Annotated in this window: 15 protein-coding genes; 12 read left to right on the plus strand and 3 right to left on the minus strand. The window is 75.7% G+C overall.

Annotated features, from left to right (window positions below; genetic code table 11):
- The first annotated feature begins 5 nt into the window (after positions 1 to 5).
- From A8713_RS06810 to cobI, 7 genes are read left to right on the plus strand one after another with little or no spacing between them, the layout of a single operon-like run.
- Positions 6 to 989, plus strand: coding sequence for a cobalamin biosynthesis protein (locus tag A8713_RS06810; RefSeq protein WP_064532186.1), 984 nt, complete (start codon positions 6 to 8; stop codon positions 987 to 989).
- The gene (locus A8713_RS06815) at positions 986 to 2,506 is read left to right on the plus strand and encodes a cobyric acid synthase (RefSeq protein WP_064532188.1); all 1,521 of its coding nucleotides are present in this window, start codon (positions 986 to 988) and stop codon (positions 2,504 to 2,506) included. The genes A8713_RS06810 and A8713_RS06815 overlap by 4 nt, the downstream gene beginning before the upstream one ends.
- Entirely contained in the window at positions 2,503 to 6,156 is a 3,654-nt protein-coding gene (cobN, locus tag A8713_RS06820; RefSeq protein WP_079158861.1) for a cobaltochelatase subunit CobN, read from the plus strand. Before A8713_RS06815 ends, cobN begins: the two co-directional genes overlap by 4 nt.
- The gene (locus A8713_RS06825) at positions 6,153 to 8,198 is read left to right on the plus strand and encodes a putative cobaltochelatase (RefSeq protein ID WP_064532192.1); all 2,046 of its coding nucleotides are present in this window, start codon (positions 6,153 to 6,155) and stop codon (positions 8,196 to 8,198) included. Before cobN ends, A8713_RS06825 begins: the two co-directional genes overlap by 4 nt.
- Positions 8,198 to 8,797 (plus strand): cob(I)yrinic acid a,c-diamide adenosyltransferase, encoded by a 600-nt coding sequence (cobO, locus tag A8713_RS06830; protein WP_018567680.1) that lies wholly within the window; start codon positions 8,198 to 8,200, stop codon positions 8,795 to 8,797. The genes A8713_RS06825 and cobO overlap by 1 nt, the downstream gene beginning before the upstream one ends.
- 4 nt (positions 8,798 to 8,801) lie before the next feature.
- Entirely contained in the window at positions 8,802 to 10,208 is a 1,407-nt protein-coding gene (locus A8713_RS06835) for a cobyrinate a,c-diamide synthase (RefSeq protein WP_064532194.1), read from the plus strand.
- The gene (gene cobI, locus A8713_RS06840; protein WP_064537288.1) at positions 10,205 to 10,936 is read left to right on the plus strand and encodes a precorrin-2 C(20)-methyltransferase; all 732 of its coding nucleotides are present in this window, start codon (positions 10,205 to 10,207) and stop codon (positions 10,934 to 10,936) included. The genes A8713_RS06835 and cobI overlap by 4 nt, the downstream gene beginning before the upstream one ends.
- A gap of 32 nt (positions 10,937 to 10,968) precedes the next feature.
- Here the strand turns inward: cobI and A8713_RS06845 are convergent, their stop codons facing one another.
- On the minus strand, positions 10,969 to 11,700 hold the full coding sequence (locus tag A8713_RS06845; protein ID WP_064532196.1) for a ZIP family metal transporter: 732 nt from the start codon (positions 11,698 to 11,700) through the stop codon (positions 10,969 to 10,971).
- Positions 11,701 to 11,795: 95 nt separating this feature from the next.
- On the opposite strand from A8713_RS06845, the gene cobM reads away from it, so the two are divergent.
- From cobM to cobC, 5 genes are all read left to right on the plus strand, one after another.
- Positions 11,796 to 12,614, plus strand: a complete 819-nt coding sequence (gene cobM / locus A8713_RS06850; protein WP_064532198.1) for a precorrin-4 C(11)-methyltransferase — start codon at positions 11,796 to 11,798, stop codon at positions 12,612 to 12,614.
- Positions 12,611 to 13,915: a bifunctional cobalt-precorrin-7 (C(5))-methyltransferase/cobalt-precorrin-6B (C(15))-methyltransferase gene (locus A8713_RS06855; RefSeq protein ID WP_064532201.1), complete on the plus strand. Its 1,305-nt coding sequence runs from the start codon at positions 12,611 to 12,613 to the stop codon at positions 13,913 to 13,915. The genes cobM and A8713_RS06855 overlap by 4 nt, the downstream gene beginning before the upstream one ends.
- Positions 13,912 to 15,612, plus strand: a complete 1,701-nt coding sequence (gene cobJ / locus A8713_RS06860) for a precorrin-3B C(17)-methyltransferase (protein ID WP_064532203.1) — start codon at positions 13,912 to 13,914, stop codon at positions 15,610 to 15,612. Before A8713_RS06855 ends, cobJ begins: the two co-directional genes overlap by 4 nt.
- Positions 15,613 to 15,700: 88 nt before the next feature.
- A complete protein-coding gene (locus A8713_RS06865) occupies positions 15,701 to 16,633 on the plus strand; it encodes a sirohydrochlorin chelatase (protein WP_064532205.1) in 933 nt (310 codons plus the stop codon).
- Positions 16,623 to 17,762: an Rv2231c family pyridoxal phosphate-dependent protein CobC gene (gene cobC, locus A8713_RS06870; RefSeq protein ID WP_237305311.1), complete on the plus strand. Its 1,140-nt coding sequence runs from the start codon at positions 16,623 to 16,625 to the stop codon at positions 17,760 to 17,762. Before A8713_RS06865 ends, cobC begins: the two co-directional genes overlap by 11 nt.
- A 159-nt stretch (positions 17,763 to 17,921) precedes the next feature.
- Here the strand turns inward: cobC and A8713_RS06875 are convergent, their stop codons facing one another.
- Positions 17,922 to 19,115: an acyltransferase family protein gene (locus A8713_RS06875; protein ID WP_079158862.1), complete on the minus strand. Its 1,194-nt coding sequence runs from the start codon at positions 19,113 to 19,115 to the stop codon at positions 17,922 to 17,924.
- Positions 19,116 to 19,468: 353 nt separating this feature from the next.
- Positions 19,469 to 20,398 (minus strand): SCO1860 family LAETG-anchored protein, encoded by a 930-nt coding sequence (locus tag A8713_RS06880; RefSeq protein WP_064532206.1) that lies wholly within the window; start codon positions 20,396 to 20,398, stop codon positions 19,469 to 19,471.
- Between the last annotated feature and the right edge of the window lie 40 nt (positions 20,399 to 20,438).

Consider the following 20,438-nt stretch of genomic DNA (forward strand, 5'->3'; position numbering starts at 1 on the left):
ACCCGATGGGTGCCGATCGCGTCTTCGCGTACGGCGCCGCCGCCGGCCTCCTCGGTGACCTGTTCCTCGGCGACCCGCGCCGCGGGCATCCGGTCGCCGTGTTCGGGCGGGCCGCGGGCGCCGTCGAACGTGTGCTGTGGCACGACCACCGCGGCTGGGGCGCGCTGCACACCGCCGTGTGCGCCGGCGGCGCCGTCGCGCTGGGGGCCGCCGCCGCCCGCGCCGCCCGCGCCCCCCGCGCCCCCCGCTTCCGGTTCACCGCCTCCGTCCTGCTGACCGGCGCCGCCACCTGGGCCGTGGTCGGCGGCACCTCGCTGGCCCGCGAGGCCCGCGCCGTCGGACGGGCCCTGGAGTCCGGCGACATCGAGGCCGCGCGGGCGCGGCTGCCGCATCTGTGCGGACGCGACCCGCAGGCGCTGGACGCCGCCCAGATCGCCCGCGCGGTCGTCGAGTCGGTCGCCGAGAACACCTCCGACGCCGTGGTCGGCGCCCTCGTCTGGGGTGCCGTCGCGGGCGTGCCCGGCCTTCTCGGCTTCCGTGCCGTCAACACCCTGGACGCCATGGTCGGCCACAAGTCGCCCCGCCACCGGCGCTTCGGCTGGGCCTCCGCCCGCCTCGACGACCTGGTCGGCTGGCCGGGCGCCCGGCTGACCGCCGTCCTGGCCACCGCCGCGGGCGGCGATCCGCGCGGCGCCGTACGGGCCTGGCGCGCGGACGCCGGACGGCACCCGAGCCCCAACGCCGGGCCGGTGGAAGCCTCGTTCGCGGGCGCGCTCGGCGTCCGCCTCGGCGGCACGCTGTCGTACGCCGGGCGCGTGGAGCACCGGCCGGTGCTGAACGGCGCGGCGGGGCGCGCGGTGCAGGCCGGTGACATCGACCGGGCCGTACGGCTCTCACGGCGCGTGAGCTGGCTCGCGCTCGGCACGTGTGCCGCCGTGAAGCTCCTGTGCGGCCGTCGCGACCGTCGGACGAAGGGACGTACGTCATGAGCGGTGGCCGGGGCGGCGGGCTGCTCGTCGCCGGGACCACCTCCGACGCCGGCAAGAGCGTCGTCACCGCCGGGATCTGCCGGTGGCTGGTGCGCCAGGGTGTCAAGGTCGCGCCGTTCAAGGCGCAGAACATGTCCCTCAACTCGTTCGTCACCCGCGAGGGCGCCGAGATCGGCCGGGCGCAGGCCATGCAGGCGCAGGCGTGCCGGATCGAGCCGACCGCGCTGATGAACCCGGTGCTGCTCAAGCCGGGCGGCGAGCAGAGCAGCCAAGTGGTGCTGCTGGGCAGGCCGGTGGGCGAGCTGAGCGCGCGCGGCTACCACGGCGGGCGCCAGCAGCGGCTGCTGGGCACGGTGCTGGACTGCCTGGCCGAACTGCGCGGCTCCTACGACGCGGTGATCTGCGAGGGCGCGGGCAGCCCGGCCGAGATCAATCTGCGCCGCACCGACATCGTCAACATGGGCATCGCGCGCGGCGCGCGGCTGCCGGTGGTCGTCGTCGGCGACATCGACCGCGGCGGCGTCTTCGCCTCCTTCTTCGGCACCGTGGCCCTGCTCTCCCCCGAGGACCAGGAGCTGGTCGCCGGCTTCCTCGTCAACAAGTTCCGCGGCGACGTCTCACTGCTCGAACCCGGCATCGGCATGCTGCACGGGCTCACCGGGCGGCACACCTACGGGGTGCTGCCCTTCCGGCACGGGCTCGGCATCGACGAGGAGGACGGGCTGCGGGTGTCGCTGCGCGGTGCCGTACGGGAGTCCGCCGTGGCGCCGCCGGTCGGCGAGGACGTGCTGCGGGTCGCCGTCTGCGCCGTCCCGCTGATGTCCAACTTCACCGACGTGGACGCGCTGGCCGCCGAACCGGGCGTCGTCGTGCGGTTCGTGGACCGGCCCGAGGAACTGGCCGACGCCGATCTCGTGGTGGTCCCGGGCACCCGCGGCACCGTGCGGGCGCTGGACTGGCTGCGCGAGCGGGGCCTCGCGGACGCGCTGCGGCGCCGGGCCGCCGAGGGACGGCCCGTCCTCGGTGTCTGCGGCGGCTTCCAGCTCCTCGGCGAGCACATCGAGGACGACGTCGAGAGCCGCCGCGGCCGGGTCGACGGGCTCGGACTGCTGCCCGTACGCGTCCGGTTCGCCCCGGACAAGACCCTCGCCCGGCCCGCGGGGACGGCCCTCGGCGAGCGGGTCGAGGGCTACGAGATCCATCACGGCGTCGCCGACGTCACCGGCGGCGAACCCTTCCTTGACGGCTGCCGGGCCGGCTCGGTCTGGGGCACGCACTGGCACGGCTCGCTGGAGTCGGACGGCTTCCGCCGGGCCTTCCTGCGGGTGGTCGCCGCCGCCGCGGGCCGCCGTTTCGTGCCCTCGCCCACCACGTCGTTCGCCGCGCTGCGCGAGGAGCAGCTCGACCGGCTCGGCGACCTGATCGAACAGCACGCGGACACGGACGCGCTGTGGCGGCTCATCGAGTCCGGCGCGCCGCAAGGACTGCCTTTCATTCCACCGGGAGCGCCCGCATGAGCACAGTGTTGTTGTTGTCCACCGCCGACACCGATCTGCTGGCGGCCCGCGCCTGCGGGGCGTCCTACCGGATCGGCAACCCGACCCGGGTGGACGTGACCGGTGAGCTGCCCGCGCTGCTGGACGGCGCGGACCTCGCCGTGGTGCGGCTGCTGGGCGGCAAGCGTGCCTGGGAGGACGGGCTCGCCGCGCTGAGGGCGTCCGGTGTGCCGACCGTGCTGCTGGGCGGCGAGAGCGTGCCGGACGCGGAGCTGATGGCCGAGTCGTCGGTGCCCGCCGGTGTGGTCGCCGAGGCGCTGCGCTACCTGGTGGAGGGCGGCCCGGCCAACCTCGCCGAGCTGGCCCGGTTCCTGTCCGACACGGTGCTGCTGACCGGCGAGGGCTTCGAGGAGCCGCGCCGGATGCCGGAGTTCGGAGTGCGCGGGGAGCGCCCGCGCGTGCCGGGCCGCCCCACGGTCGGTGTGCTCTTCTACCGCGCCCACGAGCTGAGCGGCAACACCGCCTTCGTGGACACCCTGTGCGAGGCGATCGAGGCGCACGGCGCCAACGCGCTGCCGGTGTACTGCGGTTCGCTGCGCGGCGCCGACCCGGGGCTGTACGAGATACTCGGGCAGACCGACGCCCTGGTGGCCACCGTCCTGGCGGCCGGCGGCACCCACGCCTCGCAGGCGTCGGCGGGCGGCGACGAGGAGGCGTGGGACATCGGCGCCCTCGCCGACCTCGACGTCCCGGTGCTCCAGGGGCTGTGCCTGACCTCCTCGCGGGCCGCCTGGGACGCCTCCGACGCGGCCCTGTCCCCCATGGACGCGGCGATGCAGGTCGCCATCCCCGAGTTCGACGGACGGCTGATCACCGTCCCGTTCTCCTTCAAGGAGCAGGGACCCGACGGCGTACCGGTGTACGTCGCCGACCCCGGGCGGGCGGCCCGGGTCGCCGGGATCGCCGTGCGGCACGCCCGGCTCGGGTACAAGCCCGACGCCGAGAAGAAGGTCGCGCTGGTCTTCACCGCGTACCCGACGAAGCACTCCCGGGTCGGCAACGCCGTCGGCCTGGACACGCCCGCCTCGGCGGTACGGGTCCTGGACGCGCTGCGGGAGGCCGGGTACGGGCTCACGGAGTACCCGGACAACGGCGACGAGCTGATCCACCGGCTGATCGAGGCCGGCGGCCACGACGTGGAGTGGCTGACGGAGGACCAGCTGGCCGCCGCGCCCGCGCGGGTGCCGCTGGCCGACTACCGGGCCTGGTTCGAGACACTGGACCCGGCGCTGCGGGAGGCGATGACCGAGGCGTGGGGCGAGCCGCCGGGCAGCCTGTACGTGGACGGCGACGACATCGTGCTGGCGTCCCTGCGGTTCGGCAACGTGGTCGTGATGATCCAGCCGCCGCGCGGCTTCGGCGAGAACCCGATCGCGATCTACCACGACCCCGACATGCCGCCCTCGCACCACTACCTGGCGGCCTACCGCTGGCTCGACCACAGCTTCGGCGCCGACGCGGTCGTGCACATGGGCAAGCACGGCACCATGGAGTGGCTGCCGGGCAAGGGCCTGGGCCTGAGCGGCGGCTGCGCCCCGGACGCGGTCCTCGGCGATCTGCCGCTGATCTACCCGTTCATCGTCAACGACCCCGGTGAGGGCACCCAGGCCAAGCGGCGCGGGCACGCCACCGTCGTCGACCACCTGGTGCCGCCGATGGCCCGCGCCGACACCTACGGCGACCTGGCCAAGCTGGAACAGCTCCTGGACGAGTACGCGCTCGTCTCCGACCTGGACCCGGTCAAGGCCCCGGCCGTGCGTGCGCAGATCTGGACCCTGGTCAAGGCCGCCGAGCTCCACCACGACCTGCACGTGGACGAGCAGCCCGACGACGAGGCGTTCGACGAGTTCGTCATGCACATCGACGGCTACCTCTGCGAGATCAAGGACGTGCAGATCCGCGACGGACTGCACATCCTGGGCGGCGGACCGGTCGGCGAGCCCCGGGTGAACCTGGTGCTGGCCGTGCTGCGCGCCTCACAGGTGTGGGGCGGGCAGGCGAACGCGCTGCCGGGCCTGCGGGCGGCGCTGGCCGCGCACTTCGGGCTGGTGGAGAAGGAGCTGCTGGCCGAGCCGGGCGCCGCGGTGAAGGTGCCGGCGGAGCTGACCGCCCTGGTGGACGGCCCGGCGCGGACGGCGGCGGACACGATCGATCTGCTGGAGACGCTGTGCCGGCGGTTCGCCGAGGGCATGGAGGAGCGCGGCTGGGACCGGGCCGCCGTTCCCGCGCTGGTGGCCGGGGTGCTCGGCGGTGAACTCCCCGAGGCCGTGGCCGTGCTGGAGTTCGCCTGCACGGAGGTGGTGCCCCGGCTGGCCCGGACCACCGACGAGATCGGGCACATCCTGCGGGCGCTGGACGGCGGTTACGTCCCGGCGGGTCCCTCGGGCTCGCCGACGCGCGGTCTGGTCAATGTGCTGCCGACCGGCCGGAACTTCTACTCCGTCGACCCCAAGGCGATCCCGTCGCGGCTGAGCTGGGAGGTCGGGCAGTCCCTCGCGGACTCGCTGGTGCAGCGGTACCTCCAGGACACCGGCGCGTACCCGAGGTCGGTCGGTCTGACGGTGTGGGGCACCTCCGCGATGCGCACCCAGGGCGACGACATCGCGGAGATCCTGGCGCTGCTGGGCTGCCGCCCGGTGTGGGACGACGCCTCGCGCCGGGTCACCGGCTTCGAGATCGTCCCGCCGGAGGAGCTGGGCCGGCCGCGCGTCGACGTCACGGTCCGTATCTCCGGCTTCTTCCGGGACGCGTTCCCGCACGTGGTCGGGCTGATCGACGACGCGGTCCGGGCGGTGGCGGAGCTGGACGAACCCGCCGAGTCCAACTACGTACGGGCGCACGCGGACGAGGACACCGCCGAGCACGGCGACCGGCGCCGGGCCACGGCCCGCATCTTCGGTTCCAAGCCGGGCGCCTACGGCGCGGGGCTGCTGCCGCTGATCGACGCCCGCAACTGGCGCTCGGACGCGGACCTCGCCGAGGTGTACGCGGTGTGGGGCGGCTACGCCTACGGGCGCGGGCTCGACGGGCGGGCGGCGCGCGGCGACATGGAGACGGCGTTCCGGCGGATCGCGGTGGCCGCGAAGAACGTCGACACGAGGGAACACGACATCGTCGACGCCGACGACTACTTCCAGTACCACGGCGGCATGGTCGCCATGGTGCGGCATCTGACGGGGGGCAGCCCCGAGGCGTACGTCGGCGACTCCGCCGTGCCCGACCAGGTGAGGACCCGCACGCTGGGCGAGGAGACCCACCGCGTCTTCCGGGCCCGGGTGGTCAACCCGCGCTGGATGGCCGCCATGCGCCGACACGGCTACAAGGGCGCCTTCGAGATGGCCGCGACCGTGGACTACCTGTTCGGGTACGACGCGACGGCGGGCGTGGTCGACGACTGGATGTACGAGAAGTTGTCGGCGGAGTACGTGTTCTCGCCGGAGAACCGGGAGTTCATGCGCAAGTCCAACCCGTGGGCGCTGCGCGGCATCACCGAACGGCTCCTGGAGGCCGCCGAGCGCGGGCTGTGGGCGGAGCCGGACGCGGACACGCTGGAGCGGCTGCGCGCCACGTATCTGGAGCTGGAGGGCGACTTGGAGGGTGACGAGAAGTGAGTACCCCGTTTCCGTTCACGGCGGTCGTGGGTCAGGACGACCTGCGGCTCGCGCTGCTGCTGAACGCCGTCTCCCCGGCGGTCGGCGGTGTGCTGGTCCGCGGCGAGAAGGGCACCGCGAAGTCCACCGCCGTGCGGGCGCTGTCGGCGCTGCTGCCCGCGGTGGACGTGGTCGCCGGGTGCCGGTTCTCCTGCGACCCGGACTCGCCCGACCCGTCCTGCCCGGACGGGCCGCACGAGCCGGGGGCGTTCGAGACGCGTCCGGCGCGGATGGTCGAGCTGCCCGTGGGCGCCTCCGAGGACCGGCTGGTGGGCGCGCTGGACATCGAGCGGGCGCTCGCGGAGGGCGTGAAGGCGTTCGAGCCGGGGCTGCTCGCCGACGCGCACCGCGGCATCCTGTACGTCGACGAGGTCAACCTGCTCCACGACCATCTGGTCGACCTGCTGCTGGACGCCGCCGCCATGGGCGCCTCCTACGTGGAACGCGAGGGCGTCTCCGTCCGGCACGCCGCGCGGTTCCTGCTGGTGGGGACCATGAACCCGGAGGAGGGCGAGCTGCGCCCGCAGCTCCTCGACCGGTTCGGGCTGACCGTGGAGGTGGCCGCCTCGCGGGAGCCGGACCAGCGGGTCGAGGTGGTGCGCAGAAGGCTGGCGTACGACGACGATCCGGCCGGTTTCGCGGCGCGCTGGGCCGACGAGGAGGCCGCGCTGCGCGCCCGGATCGCGGCGGCCCGGGAGCTGCTGCCACGGGTGCGGCTCGGTGACGCGGCGCTGCGGCAGATCGCGGCGACCTGCGCGGCCTTCGAGGTCGACGGCATGCGCGCCGACATCGTGATGGCGCGCACGGCGACCGCGCTGGCCGCGTGGGCGGGGCGGACCGACGTGCTCGCCGAGGACGTGCGGCAGGCCGCGCTGCTGGCGCTGCCGCACCGGCGGCGGCGCAATCCGTTCGACGCCCCGGGCCTGGACGAGGACAAGCTGGACGAGACGCTCCAGGAGTACGCCGGTCCCGAGGACGACGACGATCCCGACCCGGACCCCGACCCGGACCCCGGTCCGGGGACGGACGGGCCGGGCGGGGGCGGCGGGCAGCCGGAGCCCGAGGACGGCGGTGGGCAGGGCGGCGAGAGCGCCGCGCGGCCCGAGCAGGACCGGAAGGACGAGCAGGGCGGCGAGCCGCAGCCGTCCGGGGCGGGCGCGGGCGAGCAGGCCGCCGTGGGGGCGGCGGAGCCGTTCCGTACCAAGGTGCTCAGTGTTCCGGGGCTCGGCGAGGGCGCCGCCGGGCGGCGCTCGCGGGCACGGACCGAGCACGGGCGGACGACCGGCGCGCGGCGGCCGCGCGGCGCGCTGACCAAGCTGCACCTGGCGGCGACCGTGCGGGCGGCGGCGCCGCACCAGCGGGCGCGGGGCCGGTCGGGGCCCGGTCTGGTGGTCCGCCGGGACGATCTGCGGCAGGCGACCCGGGAGGGGCGCGAGGGCAACCTCGTGCTCTTCGTGGTGGACGCGTCCGGGTCGATGGCGGCGCGGCAGCGGATGAGCGCGGTCAAGGGTGCCGTGCTGTCGCTGCTGCTGGACGCCTACCAGCGGCGGGACAAGGTGGGTCTGGTGACCTTCCGGGGGTCCTCGGCCGAGGTGGCGCTGCCGCCGACCTCGTCGGTGGACGCGGCGGCGGTCCGGCTCCGGTCGCTGCCGACCGGCGGGCGTACGCCGCTGGCGGCCGGGCTGCTGCGGGCGCACGAGGTGCTGCGGGTGGAGCGGCTGCGCGATCCGGCGCGGCGTCCGCTGCTCGTGGTCGTCACCGACGGCCGGGCGACGGGCGGTCCCGAGCCGGTCGCCCTGGCCGAGCGGGCGGCGCGGCTGCTGGCGGCCGAACAGGTCGCCTCGGTGGTCGTGGACTGCGAGTCGGGTCCGGTGCGGCTGGGGCTGGCCGGACGCCTCGCCGGTGAGCTGGGCGGTACGCCGGTGACGCTGGACGAGCTGCGGGCCGACAGCATCGCCGGTCTGGTCCGGGATGTGCAGGGGACGTCGAGGAGGGCCGCGTAGTGCCGCAGGGACAGCCGAGCGCCGTGCCGGACGACGGGCTGACCACGCGTCAGCGCCGCAACCGGGCGCTGGTGGTCGTGCACACGGGGATCGGCAAGGGCAAGTCGACGGCCGCGTTCGGGCTGGCGCTGCGCGCCTGGAACCAGGGCTGGCCGATCGGGGTGTTCCAGTTCGTCAAGTCGGCGAAGTGGCGGGTCGGCGAGGAGCGGGCGCTGCGTGTGCTCGGCGACTCCGGCGAGGGCGGCAGCGTCGTCTGGCACAAGATGGGCGAGGGCTGGTCGTGGGTCCAGCGGGACGCGCAGACGGACAACGAGGCCAAGGCCCGCGAGGGCTGGGAGCAGGTCAAGCGCGACCTGGCCGCCGAGACGTACCGGCTGTACGTGCTCGACGAGTTCGCGTACCCGATGCACTGGGGCTGGGTGGACACCGACGAGGTCGTGGAGGTGCTGCGCGACCGGCCGGGGAACCAGCACGTGGTGATCACCGGGCGCAACGCGCCGGAGAAGCTGGTGGGGGCCGCCGACCTCGTCACCGACATGTCCAAGGTCAAGCACCCGATGGACGCGGGGCAGAAGGGCCAGCGGGGCATCGAGTGGTGACGCCGTGCTGACCTCCCCCTCCCCCGCCTCGTCCCCCGCGTCGTTCTCCGCGTCCGTGCCGCGGCTGGTCGTCGCCGCGCCGGCCTCCGGCAGCGGCAAGACCACCGTGGCCACCGGTCTGATGGCCGCGCTGGCCGGGCGCGGTCTCGCCGTGTCCCCGCACAAGGTGGGGCCGGACTACATCGACCCCGGGTACCACGCGCTCGCCACCGGGCGGACCGGGCGCAATCTCGACGCCTTCCTGTGCGGCCCCGAGCTGATCGCGCCGCTGTTCCTGCACGGGGCGCGCGGATGCGACATCGCCGTCGTCGAGGGCGTGATGGGGCTGTACGACGGGGCGGCCGGGCAGGGCGAGCTGGCGTCCACCGCGCAGGTGGCGAAGCTGCTGCGGGCGCCGGTCGTGCTGGTGGTCGACGCGTCCTCGCAGTCGCGGTCGGTGGCGGCGCTGGTGCACGGGTTCGTGACGTGGGACCCGCTGGTGCGGATCGGGGGCGTGATCCTCAACAAGGTCGGCTCCGACCGGCACGAGGAGCTGCTGCGCCAGGCGCTGGAGTCGGTGGGGGTGCCGGTGCTGGGGGTGCTGCGGCGGGCGCCGCAGGTGGACACGCCGTCCCGGCATCTGGGTCTGGTGCCGGTCGCCGAGCGGCAGGGCGCGGCGGTGGAGGCGGTCGCCGCGATGGGCGCGCAGGTCGAGCGGGGCTGCGACCTGGCCGCGCTGGAGGCGCTGGCCCGGTCGGCGGGGCCGCTGCCCGGCGACCGCGCCCCCTGGGCTCCCGGGGGCCCGGCGCCCGGCCCCGGCGGCGGGCGCGCGCCCGTGGTCGCCGTGGCCGGCGGGGCGGCGTTCACCTTCTCCTACGCCGAGCACGCCGAGCTGCTGGCCGCGGCCGGCGCGGAGGTCGTCGCCCTGGATCCGCTGACGGACGAGAAGCTGCCGGAGGGCACCGCCGGGCTGGTCGTCGGCGGCGGGTTCCCGGAGGTCTACGCCGCCGAGCTGTCGGCCAACGAGCCGCTGCGCGAGGCGGTCGCCGCGCTGGCGCTGTCCGGGGCCCCGGTGGCCGCCGAGTGCGCCGGGCTGCTGTATCTGTGCCGGGAGCTGGACGGGAAACCGATGTGCGGGGTGCTGGACGCCACCGCGCGGATGACGGACCGGCTGACCCTCGGTTACCGGGACGCGGTGGCCGTCTCCGACAGCACGCTGGCGCCGGCCGGTACGCGGATGCGGGGGCACGAGTTCCACCGCACCGCCGTGGAGCCCGGTGCCGGTGAGGCGGCCGCCTGGGGCCTGCGGGCCCCGGTGCGCCGGGTCGAGGGTTTCGTGCGCCGGGGCGTGCACGCGAGTTATCTGCACACGCACTGGGCGTCCGAGCCCGGTGTGGCCCGTCGGTTCGTGGAAAGGTGCCGGACGTCATGAGCAGCAGGCTGGTCGGAGTGGGTGTCGGGCCGGGTGATCCGGAGCTGGTGACCGTCAAGGGCGTGAACGCGCTGCGCGCGGCCGACGTCGTGGTGGTGCCGGTCATGGACACCGGGGAGCGCGGGCGCGCGGAGGCGACCGTGCTGCACTACGTGCCGTCGGACAAGGTCGTGCGGGTGGTGTTCGCGCTGAACGAGCGGACCGACCGGGCGCGGCGCGAGGCGGCGTGGGACGCGGCCGGGGAGCGGGTCGCCGTGCTGCTGCGGGAGCACGGGAGCGTGGCCTTCGCGACCATAGGCGACCCGAACGTATATTCGACGTTCACGTATCTGGCGCAGACCGTGGCCGCTCTGGTGCCGGGCACGGTGGTGGAGACGGTGCCGGGGATCACCGCGATGCAGGACCTGGCGGCCCGCTCGGGCGCGGTGCTGACCGAGGGCACGGAGCCGCTGACGCTGGTGCCGGTGACCGCCGGCGCGGCGGTGCTCAAGGACGCGCTGAACGGGCCGGGGACGGTCGTGGCGTACAAGTTCGGGCGGCAGGCGGCCGAGGTCGCCGAGGCGCTGCGGGACAGCGGGCGGCTCGACGACGCCGTATGGGGTTCGGCGCTGGGGCTGCCGGAGGAGTCGGTGCGGCCGGCCGCCGAGCTGGACGGTGCTCCGCTGCCGTATCTGTCGACGCTGATCGCACCGGCGCGGCGCGCGGGCGGGCGGGGCGGCAAGCTGTGAGTGCCGCCGTCCGGGAGCGTGCCCGGGACCGCTCAGGCCGCCAGGCCCACCACGAGCCAGACGAACGCGACGCCCGCCACCGTGCACAGCAGGGTGGAGCGGGCCGGGTGCTCGTGGTGGGCCTCGGGCAGGATCTCGGCGGCGGAGAGGTAGAGGAGCACGCCGGCGAAGAGGCCGAGATAGCCGCCGAGGAACCACTCGGGGATGGTGACGAACGTGGTCGAGGCGGCGCCGACCACGGGGGCCAGCGCGTCCGCGACGAGCATCGCGATCGCCTTGCGGCGGGCGTTGCCGTACAGGCTGGTCAGGGTGAAGGTGTTGAAGCCGTCCGCGAAGTCGTGGGCGATCACGGCGAGGGCGACGGCGATGCCCATGCCGCCGCCGATCTGGAAGGCGGCGCCTATCGCCACGCCGTCCATGGCGCTGTGCCCGACCAGCGCGGCGGCGGCGGTCAGGCCCACCTCGGCCGAGCGGTGCCGGTGGCCCTCCTCGCCGCCGTGCGCGGCCTGCCGGGCGGCCAGCAGCCGCTCGACGAGATGGGCCAGCAGGAATCCGGCCACGAACAGCAGCAGGGCCGCGGGGACGCCGAACACCTCCCGGCCCACCGCGTCGAGCGCTTCGGGCAGCAGATCGAGTCCGACCACACCGAGCATCAGGCCGCCGGCCAGTCCGAGGACCAGATGGCGGCGGTCGGTGACCCGCTGTGCCGTCCAGCCGCCGGCCAGCGTCATCAGGAACGCGCCGAGCGCGACGAAGACCGCCATGTGCCCTTGCTATCCGATCAACCCCCGATCGCGCACATCCGGCCACTTCCCGACCACCACACACCATGACATTCCGTACGAGAGGACCCGACCCCATGGCCGATGCCCCCACCGGCAAGGTGACCTTCGTCGGTGCCGGTCCCGGCGCCGCCGACCTGCTGACCTTCCGCGCCGCACGGGCGATCGCCGAGGCCGACGTGGTGATCTGGGCGGCCAGCCTGGTCCAGGCCGAGGTGCTGGAGCACGCCCGCGCGGACGCGGAGATCCTGGACTCGGCCACCATGTCCCTGGAGGACGTCGTCGCCGTGTACGAGCGGGCCCGCGCCGAGGGCCTGAGGGTGGCGCGGATCCACTCCGGCGACCCGGCGCTGTGGGGCGGTACGCAGGAGCAGCTGGACCGGTGCGCGGACCTCGGCATCGAGACGGAGATCGTGCCCGGGGTGTCGTCCTTCTCCGCCGTGGCGGCGCTCGCCGGGCGCGAGCTGACCATCCCGGAGGTGGCGCAGTCGGTCGTCCTGACCCGGCTCGGCGGCGGCAAGACGCCGATGCCGCCCGGCGAGGAGGTGCGCGAGTTCGCCCGGCACGGCACCACCATGGCCGTCTTCCTGTCGGCGGCCCGCAGCGGTCAGCTGGTGCGGGAGCTGCTGGAGGGCGGCTATCCGACGTCGACGCCGGTCGTGGTGGCCCACCAGGCGACCTGGCCGGAGGAGCTGGTCGTCAAGTGCACGATCGGCACCCTGGAGGAGACCGTCAAGGAGCACCGGCTCTGGAAGCACACCCTCTTCCTGGTCGGCCCGGCGCTCGGCGCGCACGGCACCCGCTCCCACCTGTACCACCCGGGGCACTTCCACGGCTTCCGCAAGGCCGACCCGGAGGCCCGCAAGGCCCTGCGCGCGCGGGGTGCGAGCACGTGATCACGGTCGTCGGCACGGGGACGGGCGTCTCCGGGGGCGTGGGCGCCGACGTCCTCGCCGGGGCCGCGCTCGTCGTGGGCGGGCGGCGGCACCTGGACGCCGCCGCGCTGCCCGAGGGCACCCGGCGGGTGGTGCTGGGGCCGCTGGCGCCCGCGCTGGACGCGATCGCCGAGTGCGCCGGGGCGGGACGGCGCGCGGTCGTGCTGGCCTCGGGCGATCCGGGGTTCTTCGGGATCGTACGGGCGCTGGCGAAGCGGTTCGGGCCCAGGGCGCTGGACGTGCGGCCGGGGGTGTCCTCGGTGGCCGCCGCGTTCGCGCGGGTGGGGCTGCCGTGGGAGGACGCCGTGGTGGTCAGCGCGCACGGACGGGAGCTGCGGACCGCGGTCAACGTGTGCAGGGCCCGGCCGAAGGTGGCCGTGCTGACCGGTCCGGGCGCGGGCCCCGCCGAACTGGGCGCCGCGCTGGCGCGGCATCCGGCCGGTGACCGGGTGCTGGTGGTGGCCTCGGCGCTGGGCGGCGACCGCGAGCGCGTGGAGCGGGTCACGCCCGCCGAGGCCGCCGCCCGGGACTGGGGCACGGCGGTCAACGTGGTGCTCTGCCTGGACGAGGCGCGGGCGCTGGGCGCCGTGCGGACGCTCGCCGGGCCGCCGCCGCCCGCCCCGGGCTGGGCGCTGCCGGAGGACGCCTTCGCGCACCGCGACTCGATGATCACCAAGGCGGAGGTGCGGGCGCTGGCCCTGGCCCGGCTCGGGCCGTGCACCGGCGACCTGGTGTGGGACGTCGGCGCCGGTTCGGGTTCGGTGGCCGTGGAGTGCGCCCGGCTGGGCGCGGCGGTCGTCGCGGTGGAGAAGACCGCGGACGGCGTGGAGCGGGTGCGGGCCAACGCGGCCGCGCACGGCGTGGACGTGGCCGTGGTCCACGGGACGGCGCCCGGCGCGCTGGCCGGGCTCGACGCCGATCCGGACGCCGTGTTCGTCGGCGGCGGCGGGCGCGACCTGCCGGCCGTCGTCGGGGTGTGCGCGCGCCGGGCCCGCCGTACGGTCGTGGTCGCGCTTGCCGCCCTCGACCGGGTGCCCACCGCCCGGCAGGCGCTCCTCGACGCCGGGCTGACCTGCGACGGCGTACTGCTCCAGGCGTCCCGGCTCGCGCCGCTGCCGGGGGACGTGACCCGGCTCGCGGCAACCCATCCCGTTTTCCTGCTGTGGGGCGTACGGCCCCCGGCGGCCCCCGGCGAAGGGTCCCCGGCGGCCCTGCCCGAAAACGGATCCGAAGAAGAATCCGAAGAAGGAGTTGTCCAGTGATCGGCCTCATTTCCGCCACCGCGGCGGGCGCGGTGGCGCGGGACCGGCTGGCGGCCGCGTGGCCGGAGCGCACCCGGGTCTACGACGGGCCCGCGGGCGACGCCGTACGGGCCGCGTTCGCCGAGTGCGAGCAGCTGGTGTGCTTCCTGGCCACGGGCGCGGTGGTCCGGCTGATCGCGCCGCTGCTGGCGGACAAGGCGTCCGACCCGGGCGTGGTCTGCGTCGACGAGGGCGGCCGGTTCGCCGTGTCGCTGGTCGGCGGGCACGGCGGCGGCGCCAACCAGCTGGCCGGAGAGGTCGCCGGGGTGCTGGGCGCCGCGCCGGTGGTGACGACCGCGACGGACGCCGCGGGACTGGCCGGTCTGGACACCCTCGGCCTGCCCGTCGAGGGCGACGTGGCCGGGGTGTCGCGGGCGCTGCTGGACGGGGTGCCGGTACGGCTCGACGCCGAGGTGCCCTGGCCGCTGCCCGCGCTGCCCCTCGCGCCCCCCGGAACGGCGGCCGACTACGCCGTACGGGTGACGGACCGGGCGGTCGCGGCGGGCGGCCGCGAGGTGGTCCTCAGGCCGCCGTCCCTGGCCGTCGGCGTGGGCGCCTCCGCCGGGGCGCCCGCCGAAGAGGTGCTGCACCTGGTCGAGGACGCGCTGCGCGAGGCCGGGCTGTCCCCGCGCAGTGTCGCCCACCTGGCGACGGTGGACGCCAAGGCCGGCGAACCCGGCATCGTCGCCGCGGCCGAGGCGCTGGGGGTGCCCCTGGTGACGTACTCCGCCGCCGAGCTGGCCGGGGTCGACGTGCCCCACCCGTCCGACGCGCCGCTCGCCGCAGTCGGCACCCCCTCGGTCGCCGAGGCCGCCGCCCTGCTCGGCGGCGGTGAACTCCTCGTCCCCAAGCGGAAGTCGGCGCGGGCGGACGGACGGCCCGCGATGGCGACGTGCGCGGTCGTACGGCGGCCGGTGCGCGGGCGGCTCGCGGTGGTCGGGCTCGGCCCCGGCGCCCGGGACCTGCTGACCCCGCGCGCCCGCGGCGAACTGCGCCGCGCCTCCGTGCTGGTGGGGCTCGACCAGTACGTCGACCAGATCCGCGACCTGCTGCGGCCGGGCACCCGGATCCTGGAGTCGGGGCTCGGCGCCGAGGAGGAGCGGGCCAGGACCGCCGTCGCCGAGGCCCGCGCCGGGCACGCCGTCGCGCTGATCGGCAGCGGCGACGCCGGGGTGTACGCCATGGCCTCGCCCGCGCTCGCCGAGGCGTCCGACGACATCGAGGTGGCCGGGGTGCCGGGGGTCACGGCGGCGCTCGCGGCCGGGGCGATCCTGGGCGCGCCGCTCGGGCACGACCATGTCTCGATCAGCCTGTCCGACCTGCACACCCCGTGGGAGGTCATCGAGCGGCGGGTGCGGGCCGCCGCCGAGTCCGATCTCGTCGTGACCTTCTACAACCCCCGTTCGCGGGGCCGGGACTGGCAGCTGCCCGAGGCGCTGGCGATCCTGGCCGGGCACCGGGACCCGAAGACACCGGTCGGTGTCGTGCGCAACGCCTCACGGCCCGACGAGTCGAGCCGGCTGACCACGCTGGCCGCGCTCGACCCGGCGACCGTGGACATGATGACCGTCGTGACCGTGGGCAACACGGCGACCCGGCGGATCGCGGGCCGCATGGTGACCCCGCGCGGCTACCGCTGGCAGGGGGAGCACGCGTGAGCGCCGGTGCCCCGGCGGCCACCACCCGCCTCCCCTGCCGCACCCCGTACCACCCATCGCACCACCCCCTTTCACCCGAGGAGATCCTGTGACCACCCCGACGCCGCCCGCCCTGCTCATCGCCGGACACGGCACCCGGGACGACGCCGGTGCCGCGGCCTTCCGCGACTTCGTGCGGGAGCTGGGCCGCCGCCATCCCGAACTGCCCGTGGCGGGCGGCTTCATCGAGCTGTCCCCGCCGCCGCTGGGCGACGCGGTCACCGAACTGGTGGAGCGCGGTGCGCGCCGGTTCGCCGCCGTGCCGCTGATGCTGGTGTCCGCCGGGCACGCCAAGGGGGACATCCCGGCGGCCCTGGCCCGCGAGAAGGAGCGGCACCCGGGGATCTCGTACACCTACGGCCGTCCGCTGGGCCCGCACCCGGCGCTGCTGCGGGTGCTGGAGCGGCGGCTGGACGAGGCTCTCCGGGGCACGGGCGACGACCGCTCCGAGGTGACCGTGCTGCTGGTCGGGCGCGGTTCGACCGACCCGGACGCCAACGCCGAGGTGTTCAAGGCGTCCCGGCTGCTGTGGGAGGGGCGCGGGTACGCGGGCGTGGAGACCGCGTTCGTGTCGCTGGCCGCGCCGGACGTGCCGAGCGGTCTGGACCGGTGCGTCCGGCTGGGTGCCCGGCGGATCGTCGTCCTGCCGTACTTCCTGTTCACCGGCATCCTGCCGGACCGGGTCCGGCGGCAGACCGAGGACTGGGCGGCGGCCCACCCGGACGTCGAGGTGCGTGCGGCGGACGTCATCGGACCGGAGCCCGAACTGCTCGACCTGGTGATGGAGCGCTACGAGGAGGCGGCCGGGGGCATGGTGCGCATGAACTGCGACTCCTGCGTCTACCGCATCGCCCTGCCCGGCTTCGAGGACAAGGTGGGGCTGCCGCAGCAGCCGCACTTCCACCCGGACGACGACGGCCACCATCACGGCCACGGGCACGGCCACCACCATGGCGGGCACTCGCACGAGCATGCGCACTGACATGCGCGCCGAGGAGCACGCGGTGGCGGCCGGGGGTGCCGGGGCCGACGGGGCGGCCGGGGCCGGCGAGACCGGCGGGCACGATCTGCGGCACCACGGGGACGCGGAGGTGCGCGACGACGGCGCGGCGCTGACCGACCTCGCCGTGAACGTGCGGACCGGGACCCCGCCGCCGTGGCTGCGGGAGCGGATCGCCGCCTCGCTGGACTCGCTCGCGGCCTACCCGGACGGGCGGGCCGCGCGGGCCGCGGTGGCCGCCCGGCACGGGCTGCCGGTGGACCGGGTGCTGCTCACGGCGGGCGCGGCGGAGGCGTTCGTGCTGCTGGCGCGGGCGCTGAAGGTGCGCAGGCCGGTCGTCGTGCACCCACAGTTCACCGAGCCGGAGGCGGCGCTGCGGGACGCGGGGCACTCCGTGGACCGGGTGCTGCTGCGGGAACGGGACGGCTTCCGGCTCGACCCTGCGGACGTGCCCGGGGACGCGGACCTGGTGGTGGTCGGCAACCCGACCAACCCGACGTCGGTGCTGCATCCGGCCCGGACGCTCACCCGGCTCGCCCGGCCGGGCCGCACGGTGGTGGTCGACGAGGCGTTCATGGACGCGGTGCCCGGCGAGCGGGAGGCGCTGGCCGGGCGGACCGACGTGCCCGGCCTCGTGGTGCTGCGCAGCCTCACCAAGACCTGGGGGCTGGCCGGACTGCGCATCGGCTACGTGCTGTCCGCGCCGGAGACCGTCGCCGCGCTGGAGCGGGCCCAGCCACTGTGGCCGGTGTCCGGCCCGGCGCTGGCGGCGGCGACGGCGTGCGTAGAGCCGCGCGCCCTGGCCGAGGCGGCGCACGCGGCGCACCGCATCGCCGCGGACCGCGGCCACCTGGTGGCGGGCCTGACCGCCTTCGCTGACCGCGGCCTCCATGTGGCCGGGCCCGCCGAGGGCCCGTTCGTCCTGGTGCGGACACCGGACGCGGCAGGCGTACGCCGACGGCTGCGCGCCCTCGGGTACGCGGTCCGCCGCGGGGACACCTTCCCGGGGCTCGGACCCGACTGGATACGGGTCGCGGTGCGGGACCGGGGGACGACGGACGGGTTCCTGACGGCGCTGGACGCCGCGCTCGGACCGGCCCGGGGACGGTGAACGGCCGGCCCGCAGACGGTGAACGGCCGGTTCGCGGGTTCGGTGGCCGGTGGCTGGTGGCCGGTGACCGACGGGTGGCCCGGTGACCGCGGGTGAACGGGGCCGGAACGGCTCCCGGGCGGCGGCCCGGAGGAAGGGGGGCCGCCCGGTACCGGCGGCTCAGTGTGCCGACGGCACTCCCGGCTCCCTGTCCCCGGGCGCCAGGACGGCACCGGGCGCCGGGACGGCATGGGCCGGGCGGGCGTGGGCCGGTGTCCGGGCGGGGGCGGCCGCGAAGGGGAAGCGGGACCGCAGCCACCGCTCGGCGGGCCGTTCCACCCACTGGTAGCAGAGCCCGGCCAGGGCCAGGCTGACGGCCAGCACCCCCGCCCAGAACACGAGGGTGGCGGCGCCGGGAGCGGGCTTGCCCCAGTGGTACACCGCGCTGCGCAGAACGATCTCGTGGATGAGGTACCAGGCGAACGACCAGTGTCCGAGCCGGATCATCCAGGGGCCGCCGAGGCCGGTGCGCGTGCCGTTCAGGTCGGCGCGGGCGGCGGCCCGGATCAGGGCGGCGAAGATCGGCGCGGAGAGCCACTGCGAGGCGACGTAGGGGCTGTACCACAGGCCGTCGGGGACCGCGTGGTGCCAGGGGATCAGCACCAGGTGCCAGCCGACGACCAGGGCGGCGGCCACCGGCAGGGGCAGCGGGGGCCGATGGCCCCGTTTGAGGGCGAGACCGGCCACCACGCCGAGGACGAACTGGAGGAGGCGGGTCAGCGGCAGGTAGTCGAGCGCCCAGTTGCGCGTCGCGGGCGTCAGACCGGACAGGGCCGGCCACAGCACGAACGCGGCGCAGGTGACGGCGGCCGCCGTCCAGCCCCACACCCGGGTACGACGGCCGGCGAGCAGCGCCAGCAGCAGCGGGAAGGTGAGATAGAACCACGCCTCGTCACTGAGCGACCAGGCCGCCGGGTTGCCGCCCTTGAAGATGACGGGCTGCGGGAACCAGGAGTGGATCAGCAGCAGGTTCGCTCCGACCGCCTTGAGCGACACCGCCCGCCCCATGGCGACGTACACGGCGACCGACGCGGCGACACTGACGGCGAGCATCGGCCAGATCCGGGCGAACCGCCGCCACAGGAAGATCCGGGCGGGCACCCGCACCCCGTCGTAGCTCCAGGCGAGGACCGCGCCCGACAGCACGAAGAAGAACGTCACACCGCTCCGGCCGTACCAGACCGCTTCGCTGACCCAGGGGACGGCCCCCACCTGGCGTGACAGGTGGTAGAGCACGACCAGCAGGGCCGCCCAGAACCGCAGCCCGGTCAGCGAGGGCAACCGGTCGCGTCCGGCCGCCGGTGTGGAGCCCATCTCGTTTCCTTCCCGCTTCGTCCAAAGGGGACGGCCCGCCCGCCCGGCACAGCCGGGGGCCACCGGAACGTACCGGGGCGACAGAGCGTGAACGGAGGAGCAGACCGGACCCGAACAACAACCGAGCCGGAGAAACAGAAGAACGAGCGTCGTCCGAGAGGAGAACCGAGCCGGTCCGGCCGGCGTCTCGGCCTTCTCCCCGCCCGTCCCCGGGATCCCCCATCGCGCTCCCCAGCACGAGGACCGGATGCTATCACCCGGTTCCCGGCTCCTGACCTGGCCGAAGACGCGTCCGGGCGGGTGCGGGGCCCGGTCCTCGCGGCGCCCCCGCACCCGCCCCGTCACTCCTCGCGTCAGCTCCTGCGCCTGCGCAGCAGCGCCAGGACTGCGCCGCCCGCCGCCAGGAGCACCGCCGAGCCCCCCGCGAGGTAGGGCGTCAGGGAGCTGCCGCCGGTCTCGGCGAGGTCGGCCTTCGCGGGTTCGGCGGGCTCGGTGGCGGGGGCGCCCTGGGGCTTCACCTCGGAGGCGGGGGTGGCGGCGGGCTCGGGGGACTTCTCCGGGGCCGCGGGCGACTCGCAGCTCGCGTGGGCGAGGGTGACGGTGCCCTCGACCTCGGCGACGTTGAGCTTGAGCGGGTTGACGGAGACCTTGAGCCGCAGGGCCGTCGCCGCGGCCGTGCGGGAGGTGGTCTCGTGCTGCGAGAGGTCGAGGCGGACCTCGCCGACCGCCGGGACCCGCACCCGGGTGGTGCCGCCCGCGGACAGCGTCACCTTCTTGCCGAGCACCGTCACCGCGCCCAGCACCTCGCTGGTGGCGGCCGGGGTCCGGCCGGTCGCGCAGGTCGCCCTGGAGGTGACCTGGTCGACCTCGATGACCGACAGCAGGGGCAGTCCGGGCAGGTGGACGCGGGCGTGGGCGAGGCGCACGCTGCCCTCGGCCCCGCTCGCCGAGACCTTCGCGTCCGCCGTCGCCACGTCCGCGCTGAGCACGGTGAACGGCCTGCCGCCGTCGACGCCGTCGAGGCGGGCGCTCAGCGCGGTCTGCCGGGCGCTCGCCGGTGCCTGGACCTCGTTGAGGGAGACGGTGAGCGGGACGTTCACCGTCTTGTTGAGCAGGGACACGTCCAGGCCGGTGCGCAGCACGGACGCGCTCGCGCGGCCGTGGCCGTCGCTCGCGTGGGCGGAGCCCGCGCCGGCCAGCGCCGCCGGGCCTGCGGCGAGGACGGTGGCCGCGGCTGCGACGGCGCAGCGGCGTGCGGGCATGCGGAAGTTGTTGCCGTTCACGGAGTGGGACCCCCAGAGAGTGATGCTTGGGACCCGGACA

The organism is Streptomyces sp. SAT1 (assembly GCF_001654495.1).
Classification (GTDB): Bacteria; Actinomycetota; Actinomycetes; order Streptomycetales; family Streptomycetaceae; genus Streptomyces; species Streptomyces andamanensis.

What these genes read in the sequence shown, in the direction of transcription:
- A8713_RS06810 (WP_064532186.1), top strand. Translation starts at nt 6, where the DNA reads ATGGGTGCCGATCGCGTCTTCGCGTACGGCGCCGCCGCCGGCCTCCTC.
- A8713_RS06815 (WP_064532188.1), top strand. Translation starts at nt 986, where the DNA reads ATGAGCGGTGGCCGGGGCGGCGGGCTGCTCGTCGCCGGGACCACCTCC.
- cobN (WP_079158861.1), top strand. Translation starts at nt 2,503, where the DNA reads ATGAGCACAGTGTTGTTGTTGTCCACCGCCGACACCGATCTGCTGGCG.
- cobI (WP_064537288.1), top strand. Translation starts at nt 10,205, where the DNA reads ATGAGCAGCAGGCTGGTCGGAGTGGGTGTCGGGCCGGGTGATCCGGAG.
- A8713_RS06845 (WP_064532196.1), bottom strand. Translation starts at nt 11,700, where the DNA reads ATGGCGGTCTTCGTCGCGCTCGGCGCGTTCCTGATGACGCTGGCCGGC.
- cobM (WP_064532198.1), top strand. Translation starts at nt 11,796, where the DNA reads ATGGCCGATGCCCCCACCGGCAAGGTGACCTTCGTCGGTGCCGGTCCC.
- cobC (WP_237305311.1), top strand. Translation starts at nt 16,623, where the DNA reads ATGCGCACTGACATGCGCGCCGAGGAGCACGCGGTGGCGGCCGGGGGT.
- A8713_RS06875 (WP_079158862.1), bottom strand. Translation starts at nt 19,115, where the DNA reads ATGGGCTCCACACCGGCGGCCGGACGCGACCGGTTGCCCTCGCTGACC.